The following is an 11,243-nucleotide window of genomic DNA, read 5'->3' as shown; positions in this document are numbered from 1 at the left end:
AATGATATCCCAACAAGACACAACCGAACTTAGATCAATCGCAATACTCAAAAATAACTGTTCCTCTTGCCGATACAGTTCCCAAAAATGTGGTTCAATTTCAATTAATTCCATGTTGATCTGATGATCTCTTATTCCTTTTAAACCTTATAGCATAAAAAAAGCCACCTTTCGGTGGCTTTTTAAAAACGGGCAACTTACATTGCACGGTTTTTAATTTTACGGATGGTTTCAAGCTGACCCGCAATCTCAGAAAGAGATGCCAGTGCAGCCGCAGAGTCCAAATCACTCTTTTGATTGGCAAGCAATTGTTCAGCCTGTTTACGGGCTTCTAAAATTGCTGCTTCATCCAAGTTGTCGGCACGAATTGCAGTATCTGCAAGAATCGTCACGACATGCGGTTGAACTTCTAGCACACCACCTGATACATAGACAATTTCTTCTGTACCATTTTCCAACTGAACACGAATCGGGCCCGGCTGGAGCAAAGTCACTAGTGGTGCATGTCCAGGTAAAATACCCAGCTCACCACCCGCACCTTTTGCGATCAGCATGGTCACTGTTCCAGAGTAAATTGACTCTTTAACACTGACTACGTCACATTGCATCGTCGCCATGAGAATCTCCTAAATTAGGGTTGCTAATTAAAGTTTCTCAGCTTTAGCAATCACTTCGTCAATACCACCCACCATGTAGAACGCTTGTTCTGGGATGTGATCGTATTCACCAGCAAGAAGACCTTTAAAGCCACGAATCGTTTCTTTAAGCGGTACTAATTTACCAGGAGCACCAGTAAATACTTCAGCTACGTGGAACGGTTGAGAGAAGAAACGCTGGATTTTACGCGCACGGTAAACCACCAATTTATCTTCTTCTGCTAACTCATCCATACCCAAGATCGCGATGATGTCTTTAAGCTCTTTATAACGTTGCAATACGTTCTGTACAGAACGTGCAATTTCATAATGCTCAGCACCAACAACTAAAGGGTCTAGCTGACGTGAAGTTGAATCCAGTGGATCGATCGCTGGGTAAATACCACTTGACGCGATGTCACGGCTCAATACAACTGTTGCGTCCAAGTGAGCAAACGTGGTTGCTGGAGATGGATCCGTCAAGTCATCCGCAGGTACATAAACCGCCTGAATCGATGTGATCGAACCAGATTTAGTTGATGTAATACGTTCTTGAAGAACACCCATTTCTTCTGCAAGTGTAGGCTGATAACCTACCGCAGATGGCATACGACCTAACAATGCGGATACTTCAGTACCTGCAAGTGTATAACGGTAGATGTTGTCAACGAACAAAAGAACGTCACGACCTTTACCATTTTCGTCTTTTTCATCACGGAAATATTCCGCCATGGTCAAGCCAGTCAACGCTACACGTAGACGGTTACCAGGTGGCTCGTTCATCTGACCGTAGACCATCGCTACTTTGTCAAGAACGTTAGAGTCTTTCATTTCGTGATAGAAGTCGTTACCTTCACGAGTACGCTCACCAACACCAGCAAACACAGATAAACCTGAGTGAGCTTTGGCGATGTTGTTGATCAACTCCATCATGTTAACGGTTTTACCAACACCCGCACCACCGAACAGACCAACTTTACCACCTTTTGCAAACGGGCAAAGTAAGTCGATGACTTTAATCCCTGTTTCCAAAAGATCAGTAGACGCTGCTTGTTCAGCATAAGAAGGCGCTTGACGGTGAATCGGTAAACGCGCTTCAGTTGCAACAGGACCTGCTTCATCAATCGGGCGACCAAGTACGTCCATGATACGACCCAAAGTCGCAGGACCTACTGGTACAGAGATTGGCGCATGGGTATTTGTTACATTCAAACCGCGTTTAAGACCTTCAGTTGATCCCATCGCAATTGTACGAACAACACCATCACCAAGTTGTTGCTGAACTTCCAAAGTCGTTTCAGTTCCGTCAACTTGGAGAGCGTCATAGATCTTAGGAACGCTGTTGCGCTCAAACTCGACGTCGATAACCGCGCCGATGATCTGAATGATATGACCGCTACTCATTGCTGTCTCCTCAATTCAAACTAATAATGTTAAACGGCAGCGGCACCACCAACGATCTCAGAAATCTCCTGAGTAATCGCGGCTTGACGCAGCTTGTTATAAATAAGTTGTAGGCTCTTGATCAGTTCGCCCGCATTATCAGTTGCTGCTTTCATTGCAACCATACGTGCAGACTGCTCACACGCGATATTTTCAATCACGCCCTGATACACCATCGACTCGATATAGCGAACCAATAAACCATTCAGCAGTTCTTCCGCTTCAGGTTCATAGATATAGTCCCAACCGTAAGTACGGTTTAAACTTTCGCTTTCTTCAGCCGCAGCCAAAGGCACCAGTTGTTCTACTTTCTGGTTTTGAGTCATGGCATTAACAAAGCCGTTTGATACCAGATAAATACGATCTAACTCGCCTTTATCAAACGCATCCAACATCACCTGTACGGAGCCAGTTAACTGTTCCAGACTTGGAGTATCACCAATATTGGTGGTTGCACCAAGTACTTTTCCGCCGTAGTTTTTAAAAAACGAAACCGCTTTTTGACCAATCAAAGCAAATTGAACTTCAATTGACTGCTCTTGTTGTTGCTGAACGTGTTTAACCACTTTTTTGAACAGGTTAATGTTCAAACCACCAGCAAGACCACGATCTGAAGACACAATGATATAGCCAACGCGTTTTACAGGGCGTTCAACCATATAACGGTGTTTGTATTCAGGATTCGCTTGTACCAAATGAGCAATTACACGGTGCATATTTTCGGCATACGGACGGCCCTGAGCCATGCGCTCTTGCGCACGACGCATTTTTGAAGCAGCGACCATCTGCATCGCACGCGTAATTTTCTGCGTGGATTTGATACTGGCTACTTTGGCGCGAATTTCTTTTAAATTTGCCATACGCTTAACCTAGTCGTCGAAGGCTTTTAACAGCCTTCGAAGGGTTGATTCCGTGAACCAAACTTAAGCTAAAAAATTAGTAAGTTTGAGTCGCTTTGAAGTTCTCGATACCGGCTTTGATTTCAGCTTCGATGTCTTTGTTATAATCACCAGTGTCATCAATTTTTTGCATCAATGCCGCGTGTTCTGAACGGAAGTACGCGATTAATGCAGCATCAAAGTCTACGATTTTCTTCACTTCAACGTCAGCCATATAGCCTTCGTTAGACGCGTAAACAGAAACAGCTTGGTCAGCAATTGAGTAAGGAGCATATTGTTTTTGCTTCATTAACTCAGTTACACGTTGACCATGCTCAAGTTGTTTACGCGTTGCTTCATCAAGGTCAGAAGCAAACTGAGCAAACGCAGCCAATTCACGGTATTGCGCTAGAGCAGTACGGATACCACCAGACAATTTTTTGATGATCTTGGTTTGAGCTGAACCACCAACGCGAGATACCGAAATACCTGCGTTCACAGCAGGACGAATACCTGCGTTAAATAATGATGTCTCAAGGAAGATCTGACCGTCTGTAATCGAAATTACGTTGGTTGGTACGAATGCAGATACGTCACCCGCTTGAGTTTCAATGATCGGTAACGCAGTTAAAGAACCAGTTTGACCAGTTACTGCACCGTTCGTGAATTTCTCAACATAGTCAGCAGAAACGCGCGAAGCACGCTCAAGAAGACGTGAGTGAAGATAGAATACGTCACCTGGATACGCTTCACGACCTGGCGGACGACGAAGAAGCAATGAAATTTGACGGTAAGCAACAGCTTGCTTAGACAAATCATCATAAATGATCAGCGCATCTTCACCGCGGTCACGGAAATATTCACCCATGGTACAGCCAGAGTACGGAGCCAAATACTGCATTGCAGCAGGATCAGCAGCCGCAGCAGCGACAACAGTGGTATATGCCATAGCACCAGTTTCTTCTAGCTTGCGTACCACGTTAGCGATGGTCGATTGTTTTTGACCAATTGCAACGTAGACACATTTAATGCCAGAGTTTTTCTGAGCGATGATCGCATCAATCGCCATTGCTGTTTTACCCGTCTGACGGTCACCAATGATCAACTCACGCTGACCACGACCAACAGGAATCATGGTATCTACTGATTTATAACCAGTTTGAACAGGTTGGTCGACTGATTGACGCCAAATAACACCTGGTGCTACTTTTTCGACTTTATCAGTCAATTTAGCATCAATAGGGCCTTTACCGTCAATTGGGTTACCCAAAGCATCGACCACACGGCCAAGAAGCTCAGGACCAACTGGAACTTCTAATACACGACCTGTACAACGAGCTTTTTGACCTTCTTGCAGGCTTAGGTAGTTACCTAAAACAACGGCACCCACTGAATCCTGTTCTAGGTTCAGTGCCATACCAAATAAGCCGCCGTCGAATTCGATCATTTCACCGTACATTGCATCAGCAAGGCCGTGAATGCGCACGATACCGTCGGATACCATCACAATGGTACCTTCGTTTTTAGCGGTCGCGCTGGTGTCCAGATCTCCGATACGCTGTTTAATGAGCGCACTGATCTCGGATGGATTCAGTTGTTGCATTGCGCTATTCCTCAATCTTTTTTAAGTTCAGTCTTTTTGCGGTTAAGCAAGAAGACGAGTCCGCATTTTTTCAAGCTTGTTAAGCGCAGAGTCATCTATCACTTGATCGCCTGCACGAATAACCACACCTGCAATAAGCGCAGGGTTAACTTCTACTGACACAACCACAGAACTATTAAAACGCTTTTCCAAAGCATGGGTTAATAACTGCTCTTGTACAGAAGTTAAAGGAAATGCCGATTCAATCACGACATCTACTGTGTTGCTATTCTGTGATTTAAGCTGTTCGTACTCTACTGCAATCTCAGGTAACAGAATCAAACGATCATTTTCAGCAAGCAATGTCAAAAAGTTCGACACTGCCTGAGTTTGTTCTTCACCTAAAACTTTAGAAAAAAGTCCGACTTGCTCCACAGGAGTAAGCTCAGGGCGATTTAAATAAGCGGAAAATGCTTCGTCTTGCACCGTAGCACTGAGCACTTGTAACGCATTCGACCAATTGTCAGTTGCACCTTGCTCAGAAGCGTAAGCAAATGCTGCTTTGGCGTACGGGCGTGCCAACGTCAAGAGTTCAGCCATACTTCCCTCGCTTAAAGTTTAGCAGCCAGCTGAGTCAGCATGGCATTATGAGCTTCTGCGTCAACTTGTTGGTTCAGAATTTTCTCTGCACCATCAACTGCCAAGGCAGCGACTTGTTGACGTAATTCTTCGCGAGCAGAATTGATGTCTTGGTCAACTGCTTCTTTCGCTTGTTGACGAATACGCTCACCTTCAGCCGCAGCTTGGGTACGTGCTTCTTCGACCAATTGTGCTGCACGACGGTTCGCTTGTTCGATCAATTGAGCCGCTTGTGCTTTTGCTGCATCTAGCTCAGCTTTCACTTGTGATTGTGCATCAGCAAGATCCGCTTTCGCTTTTTCAGCAGCGTTTAAGCCATCAGCGATTTTACGCTGACGCTCACTAATCGCATTGATTAGTGGTGGCCAAACAAACTTCATGCAGAATGCGACAAAAATCGCAAATGCAATCGCTTGGCCAATCAATGTGAGGTTAATATTCATTGCAATTCCTCAATATGTGGATTTAGGAATTAAGCTGATTAACCTACAAACGGATTAGCGAAGATGAAGAACAAGCCAATACCGACACCGATCATAGGCACAGCATCAAGAAGACCTGCGATTAAGAACATACGAGTTTGAAGTTGCGGAGCAAGTTCAGGTTGACGAGCAACAGCTTCTAAAAAGCGACCACCCAAAAGACCAAAACCAATCGCTGTACCTAAAGCACCGAAAGCGATCAAGATAGCAGATGCAATTGCAACTAGACCTAAAGTGAGTTCCATGAAAAATTCCTCAGAGGTTAGGTTATTACCAAATTAAATAAAAATTAAACCTAACCGTTAACCTAACAGTTAGGCAAATACCATTAATGTTTTTCGCTTGCCATGCTCAAGTACACGATGGTCAGCATCATAAAGATAAATGCTTGCAAGGTGATTACAAGAATGTGGAAGATCGCCCAAGGCACAGACAACGCCCATTGAATCCAGAAAGGAAGTAACGCGATCAGGATGAAGATTAACTCACCTGCGTACATGTTACCAAACAGTCGGAGTGCCAATGAAATTGGTCGTGCAAGGAAAGTAACCAATTCCAGAATTAAGTTCACTGGAATTAGCAACGCTTTTGCAATTGGGTTACTTGGGTTAAATGGGTTTAAAGCCAACTCACCAACGAAACCGCCGATGCCTTTCTCACGAATGCTATAGAACAAAATCAACACAAAAACAGACAACGACATACCAAGGGTAATGTTCGGATCTGTTGTTGGAACGATTTTGAAATAAACATGATGAGGGTCCATACCAAATACGTGCGCACCCACTTGTTGAGCCAGATAAGGAATCCAGTCAACAGGAATTAAGTCCATGGCATTCATGAGAAAAATCCACACGAAAATGGTTAATGCCAGTGGTGCAATAAGACGTGATTTACCATGGAAGGTATCGCGAACGCTGGAATCAACGAACTCGATAATCATTTCGATTGCAGATTGAAATTTTGATGGCACCCCTGCATTTGCAGCTTTAGCGGCACACCAAAAAATCAAACAAAAAATGACACCCAGTCCGATCGACCAACCCATTGAATCCAAGTGAATAGCAGAAAACCCCATCTGTTGAGCTTCACCCGCATTCTCAGCCAATTTCCAAGTCCCATCTGGCATTTTGCCATAGGTTAAATTGGTCAAGTGATGCTTGATGTACTCGGTCGAAGTAAGGGCATGTTCTTCAGCAGCCATAAATCACACCTGGTCAATGTCAATTACTAAATAAGGAAACGAATATCGCGCGCTGCCTGATATCTCGTAGTCCTCAAAAAATCTTCAATTTTGGATGTGTCTAGACTCGTTTCTGTAGACGTGAAACCCAAAATGGAGCGACCCACGACATGGTCTGAACGAGAATAAAACCACAAAACAATGCCGCTGGAGACAGCGGTTTAACATTGCTTAAAATCAAAATAAAACCCACGATCACGATTCCGAACTTCCCTAGCATGCCTCGATACATGTTCGATAGAACCTGTCTCGATGCTCTAGCCCCTGCCGTTCGAAATGACTGCCAGCTAAAATATAGGTTGGCAAGCCAGCAGACCAAGGCTCCTAAAGCGGCACTCATTGCGGCCACACCATCGTGGATAAGCCATGCCATAATCGCAGCTAAAGGAATCATTAATGCTTGTAAGAAGACCAGAGCTTTCGCTAATCGTCGGTCAATCAAGCGACTAGTTCGGCTCATTGTTTATCCACTTACAGCATGAATGCTTGACAAATTACGCTGATGATCGTTTTTAATCGCAGGCATTATAGAGTTACACCCCTGAACATGCAATCTTTTACCGACCTAAGTCGTGTTTTTTTAGATGATTTGTTTACACTCAAATCATCTGGATGTCAGGCATTTTGAGCTTATTTGCTTGCATTTAAGACACATTTTGTGGTTTGACTGGCGAGTTTCTTCCATGCATCAACAAAATCCTGGTCTTCATTCATGCTTTCATCGACACGCTGGAATACGATTGGATTCAAGATTCGGTATTGATTTTGATTGGCATTTCCTTCAGCCAAAAGACACATACTCGGTTTGGGGCGGTTATCACTTAAATATTTGAGCTGCGAAGCAGTCGCTGCAATATGTGGGTCATCTGTCAATGCACCTGCAAATTTTAAATTCAGCGCGCGTTCCAGATATTGATAGGCATCATGATACGACCAATAAGGTTGTACTGTTTTACGCTCATAGCCCTGACTTGCAACTAACATTTCTTGAGCAAAGCGTCGTGCATTTTCCCAGTATTTGGCTTTACTTTCAGGATGTTGTTGTGAGCGCAGCGCAGCGATAAAAAAACCAATACGCACAGCATTATTGGGATCTAACCAGACATGAGTGTCAATGGTATTGTCTAACGGAACGTTACGGGTACTTCGACGCGGTAAAATCGTCACAATTTGCGAATCCAAAATTGAAATCGCTTTAGGATTATTTTGTAGCAGACTCGCCAATGGTGCTTCGTGGGCTTTGCCTAGCCATATTACCAAGGATGCATCTTGAATGGCTTTGCGATGTGCTGGGGTCAGTTGAATATCATGTCCAGATTGATTTGCCAGCAATAACTGAGGCTCTTCTATCCCTTGTGTAATTTCTTTGGCGATCAAATAAATCGGATGAGTTGCAATCACCAGCGGCGCTTGTGACCATGACAGCGTCGTTATAATAGAAAATAGCCAGAACACCGCAAAACGAAACATAACAAAATCGAACCTAGATAAACAACTCATGTTATAATATAACAAATTTTGAAAAACACCTACGCTTATTCGATAGCAGCCTGACTTCATGCTACTATTCAATAAAATAATGAGGTTTGTCTATGAGTGCTTGTTCACACGAACATCATAATGCCTTACATGGTGTACATGATCACCTGAATGTTGCCACACGTCTAGCTGAAGCGGAAAGCCTTTGCGCCTCGACAGGAGCACGTCTGACGCCTTTGCGTAAAGAAGTTCTGGCTTTAATTCTAAACGCTTCTGGTCCGATGGGGGCATACGACTTATTGGCAAAAATCAAAAGTGGATCTGATCGTCCAGCAGCGCCACCTACGGTTTATCGTACCCTTGATTTTTTATTGGAAAAAGGACTGATTCATCGTCTGACTTCGATCAACGCCTATATTCCTTGCTGCCATCCTCGTGAAGGGCATCAAGCTGCTTTTTTGATTTGTAATGAATGTCATGTGGTGAAGGAAGCTTCTTCTGAAGGCTTGCTGCAACAATTACATCAATTGGCAGGTTCAGATCATTTTAATGCTCAACATACCATTATCGAGATTTCTGGAAAATGCCAACAGTGCAGCAAGCTGTCACACTGATGCCTGAACTGATTCGACTAGATCGCGTATCAGTTCATTTGGATGATCGGGATATTCTAAAAAATGTCGACTTTTCATTACATCAAAATGAAATTGTCACCTTGATTGGCCCCAATGGCGCAGGCAAATCGACACTCATCAAAGTATTGCTCGGGATTACCCACCCCTCACAAGGCAAAGTAGTGAGCAGTCAAAAAAATAAAATGGCCTATGTACCACAAAAGTTCAATCCCTCACACAGTTTGCCATTAAGAGTCAAAGACTTACTTGATTTGGAAAAATGTGACCGTGAATTACGCAATGAGATTGTTCGTGATACTGGTATTTCCAAATTACAGGATTCCAAAGTACAACAACTGTCTGGTGGTGAGAAACAGCGTGTACTTTTAGCACGTGCTTTATTGCGCCAGCCCGATATTTTGGTGCTGGATGAACCGATGCAGGGGCTGGATATCCAATCCGAAGCCGAACTTTATGAATATGTACGAAGCCTGCCTGAACGTTATGGTTGTGCTGTACTTATGGTTTCACATGATTTGCAATGGGTGATGCAAGGGACTCAACGGGTTGTGTGTTTAAATAAACACATCTGCTGTAGTGGTTTACCTGAGAGTGTTCAGCAACACCCAGAATATCTGGCCATTTTTGGTGGACAACGTGTCCCATATCAGCACCATCACGATCACTGTGCGCATGGTGATCATGTTGAGACATGTACACATATCGACCATCCTCATATTCACCCTGAACCGGAAGCTTAAGCAATGCTGGAATGGTTACAACTTTTGCTTCCTGCCTGGACGATGGGAAGTTTACTGGTTTTTTTGACAGCACCCTTAGGCTGCTTAATGCTCTGGCGCAGAATGTCCTTTTTTGCAGATACGATGGCGCATGGAACATTACTTGGCGTCGCGGTCGCAGGAATTCTACAGCTCCCGCTTTGGCTTGGTGTCGCGATGCTCGCATTATTATTGGTTGGGATACTTTGGGTATTACATGACCCACGCCTGCCCAATGATGCATTACTAGCACTGTGTTCAGCGACTTTACTCTGTTCAGGTTTATTACTGATCCAACAAATTCCTAGTTTACGACCTGAGTTATTGAGCTATCTCTTTGGTGATTTGCTTGCAATTGGCTGGGAAGATTTACCTATCTTTGTCATCATTATTGGCTTGGCGCTTGCTGTGCTTTACCGCTACTGGAAAGCACAAATCCAGATTGCAATTGACCCTGATATCGCGATGAGCGAAGGGATCAATGCAAAATGGCAACGTTTGATTTTTATGTTGCTGCTAGCATTGTTTACCGTTTTGGCCCTACGTGCGGTAGGTTCATTATTAATGGGGGCTTTGCTGGTCATCCCTGCTCTAACTGCCAGACTATTAGCAAACTCACCCAAACAGATGGTTATTTGGGCTTTTATTTGCGCCCAGATTGGTGTGACTGTGGGACTCTGGTCTAGTGCAGTGATTAATATTTCGACAGGCTTAAGTATTGTGCTGTGCATGGCATTATTATTTGCGATCATTTTTGTGATACAAAAATTGAAAGCGATACGCGGTCAAAGTATAAAACTTTAGACTCATTGATGAATCGAACTGAGCAGCAATGCAGCGACCGCAAACATGATGGCAAAGCTGCGATTTAAATATTTTTGCTGTTTTGGTGAGCGAAGTAGGCGCAGTACTTTAGCAGCGAGTCCTGTATAACCTGCCATCACAATTAAATCGATAGTGATCATTGTGAATGCCATAATTGTGTATTGTGGCCACTGTGGACGGTTCGAATCTAAAAATTGAGGTAATACTGCCAGTAAAAATACAATGGCTTTGGGATTACTCATATTCACCACAAGACCATTTAACATCAGACTTCGGCGTGATTGATATATAGTTTCCTGCTTAATTTCAATATGTTGTATCGGTGCTGTCCATTGCTTATAAGCCAAATATAGTAAATAAATTACGCCAAACCATTTAACCACTAGAAATGCCCAAGAGGTCGTCGCAAAAAGTACGCCAACCCCCGCCGCAACAATCATAATTTGTAAGGCCAGAGCGAGCTGTAAACCGATCGCATTCGAGTAACCATGTCGAAAACCGTAGTTTAGACCACTCGACATAGAGGCTATCGCACCTGCACCCGGTGATATGCTAATCGCCCAGCATGCGAGCATGAATCCCAGCCAGATTTGAAAGGACATCGATGAAAACCGCTAAAAATAATGTGAATAGTATAGTTTTTT

Annotated in this window: 14 protein-coding genes; 3 read left to right on the top strand and 11 right to left on the bottom strand. The window is 43.8% G+C overall.

Annotated elements, in window-relative coordinates:
- Positions 1-197: 197 nt before the first annotated feature.
- From JR005_RS05775 to JR005_RS05730, 10 genes are all read right to left on the bottom strand, one after another.
- Positions 198-617, bottom strand: coding sequence for a F0F1 ATP synthase subunit epsilon (locus JR005_RS05775; RefSeq protein WP_004995460.1), 420 nt, complete (start codon positions 615-617; stop codon positions 198-200).
- A gap of 27 nt (positions 618-644) precedes the next feature.
- Positions 645-2,039, bottom strand: a complete 1,395-nt coding sequence (gene atpD / locus JR005_RS05770) for a F0F1 ATP synthase subunit beta (protein ID WP_004985622.1) — start codon at positions 2,037-2,039, stop codon at positions 645-647.
- Between the two features lie 29 nt (positions 2,040-2,068).
- Positions 2,069-2,938: a F0F1 ATP synthase subunit gamma gene (atpG, locus tag JR005_RS05765; RefSeq protein ID WP_004985623.1), complete on the bottom strand. Its 870-nt coding sequence runs from the start codon at positions 2,936-2,938 to the stop codon at positions 2,069-2,071.
- Positions 2,939-3,014: 76 nt separating this feature from the next.
- Positions 3,015-4,559 carry a F0F1 ATP synthase subunit alpha gene (atpA, locus tag JR005_RS05760; RefSeq protein ID WP_004985624.1) on the bottom strand — a complete coding sequence of 515 codons (1,545 nt, stop codon included), beginning with the start codon at positions 4,557-4,559 and terminating at the stop codon, positions 3,015-3,017.
- Positions 4,560-4,601: 42 nt separating this feature from the next.
- Positions 4,602-5,138, bottom strand: a complete 537-nt coding sequence (locus tag JR005_RS05755; protein WP_004985625.1) for a F0F1 ATP synthase subunit delta — start codon at positions 5,136-5,138, stop codon at positions 4,602-4,604.
- Positions 5,139-5,149: 11 nt separating this feature from the next.
- Positions 5,150-5,620 (bottom strand): F0F1 ATP synthase subunit B, encoded by a 471-nt coding sequence (locus JR005_RS05750; RefSeq protein WP_004985627.1) that lies wholly within the window; start codon positions 5,618-5,620, stop codon positions 5,150-5,152.
- Positions 5,621-5,658: 38 nt separating this feature from the next.
- A complete protein-coding gene (atpE, locus tag JR005_RS05745; protein WP_000424060.1) occupies positions 5,659-5,904 on the bottom strand; it encodes a F0F1 ATP synthase subunit C in 246 nt (81 codons plus the stop codon).
- A gap of 83 nt (positions 5,905-5,987) precedes the next feature.
- The gene (gene atpB / locus JR005_RS05740; RefSeq protein WP_004985629.1) at positions 5,988-6,863 is read right to left on the bottom strand and encodes a F0F1 ATP synthase subunit A; all 876 of its coding nucleotides are present in this window, start codon (positions 6,861-6,863) and stop codon (positions 5,988-5,990) included.
- Between the two features lie 100 nt (positions 6,864-6,963).
- Complete coding sequence (locus tag JR005_RS05735) at positions 6,964-7,362, bottom strand: ATP synthase subunit I (protein ID WP_004985632.1); 399 nt, start codon at positions 7,360-7,362, stop codon at positions 6,964-6,966.
- A 170-nt stretch (positions 7,363-7,532) separates the two neighbouring features.
- A complete protein-coding gene (locus tag JR005_RS05730; RefSeq protein WP_218665705.1) occupies positions 7,533-8,372 on the bottom strand; it encodes a metal ABC transporter solute-binding protein, Zn/Mn family in 840 nt (279 codons plus the stop codon).
- 122 nt (positions 8,373-8,494) lie between these two features.
- Here JR005_RS05730 and JR005_RS05725 point away from each other — a divergent pair, with 122 nt between their 5' ends.
- Genes JR005_RS05725 through znuB form a run of 3 tightly spaced genes read left to right on the top strand, consistent with a single transcriptional unit; the run spans position 8,495 to position 10,578 of the window.
- On the top strand, positions 8,495-8,995 hold the full coding sequence (locus JR005_RS05725) for a transcriptional repressor (protein ID WP_004985636.1): 501 nt from the start codon (positions 8,495-8,497) through the stop codon (positions 8,993-8,995).
- On the top strand, positions 8,965-9,756 hold the full coding sequence (gene znuC / locus JR005_RS05720) for a zinc ABC transporter ATP-binding protein ZnuC (protein ID WP_004985638.1): 792 nt from the start codon (positions 8,965-8,967) through the stop codon (positions 9,754-9,756). The genes JR005_RS05725 and znuC overlap by 31 nt, the downstream gene beginning before the upstream one ends.
- Positions 9,757-9,759: 3 nt before the next feature.
- Positions 9,760-10,578 (top strand): zinc ABC transporter permease subunit ZnuB, encoded by an 819-nt coding sequence (znuB, locus tag JR005_RS05715; protein WP_005001670.1) that lies wholly within the window; start codon positions 9,760-9,762, stop codon positions 10,576-10,578.
- A 2-nt stretch (positions 10,579-10,580) separates the two neighbouring features.
- Here the strand turns inward: znuB and JR005_RS05710 are convergent, their stop codons facing one another.
- Positions 10,581-11,201, bottom strand: coding sequence for a LysE family transporter (locus tag JR005_RS05710; protein ID WP_218665704.1), 621 nt, complete (start codon positions 11,199-11,201; stop codon positions 10,581-10,583).
- Positions 11,202-11,243: the final 42 nt, after the last annotated feature.

The sequence above is a fragment of the Acinetobacter sp. Colony158 genome, from assembly GCF_019264745.1.
Taxonomy (GTDB): Bacteria; Pseudomonadota; Gammaproteobacteria; order Pseudomonadales; family Moraxellaceae; genus Acinetobacter; species Acinetobacter ursingii.
The sequence above is the reverse complement of the archived record's forward strand: the minus strand, read 5'-3'. Positions and strand labels throughout refer to the sequence as shown.

Coding starts and splice junctions, on each gene's coding strand:
- JR005_RS05775 (WP_004995460.1), bottom strand. CDS start 617: ATGGCGACGATGCAATGTGACGTAGTCAGTGTTAAAGAGTCAATTTAC.
- atpA (WP_004985624.1), bottom strand. CDS start 4,559: ATGCAACAACTGAATCCATCCGAGATCAGTGCGCTCATTAAACAGCGT.
- znuB (WP_005001670.1), top strand. CDS start 9,760: ATGCTGGAATGGTTACAACTTTTGCTTCCTGCCTGGACGATGGGAAGT.
- JR005_RS05750 (WP_004985627.1), bottom strand. CDS start 5,620: ATGAATATTAACCTCACATTGATTGGCCAAGCGATTGCATTTGCGATT.
- atpD (WP_004985622.1), bottom strand. CDS start 2,039: ATGAGTAGCGGTCATATCATTCAGATCATCGGCGCGGTTATCGACGTC.
- atpE (WP_000424060.1), bottom strand. CDS start 5,904: ATGGAACTCACTTTAGGTCTAGTTGCAATTGCATCTGCTATCTTGATC.
- JR005_RS05725 (WP_004985636.1), top strand. CDS start 8,495: ATGAGTGCTTGTTCACACGAACATCATAATGCCTTACATGGTGTACAT.
- atpG (WP_004985623.1), bottom strand. CDS start 2,938: ATGGCAAATTTAAAAGAAATTCGCGCCAAAGTAGCCAGTATCAAATCC.
- znuC (WP_004985638.1), top strand. CDS start 8,965: ATGCCAACAGTGCAGCAAGCTGTCACACTGATGCCTGAACTGATTCGA.
- JR005_RS05735 (WP_004985632.1), bottom strand. CDS start 7,362: ATGAGCCGAACTAGTCGCTTGATTGACCGACGATTAGCGAAAGCTCTG.
- JR005_RS05730 (WP_218665705.1), bottom strand. CDS start 8,372: ATGTTTCGTTTTGCGGTGTTCTGGCTATTTTCTATTATAACGACGCTG.
- JR005_RS05710 (WP_218665704.1), bottom strand. CDS start 11,201: ATGTCCTTTCAAATCTGGCTGGGATTCATGCTCGCATGCTGGGCGATT.
- atpB (WP_004985629.1), bottom strand. CDS start 6,863: ATGGCTGCTGAAGAACATGCCCTTACTTCGACCGAGTACATCAAGCAT.
- JR005_RS05755 (WP_004985625.1), bottom strand. CDS start 5,138: ATGGCTGAACTCTTGACGTTGGCACGCCCGTACGCCAAAGCAGCATTT.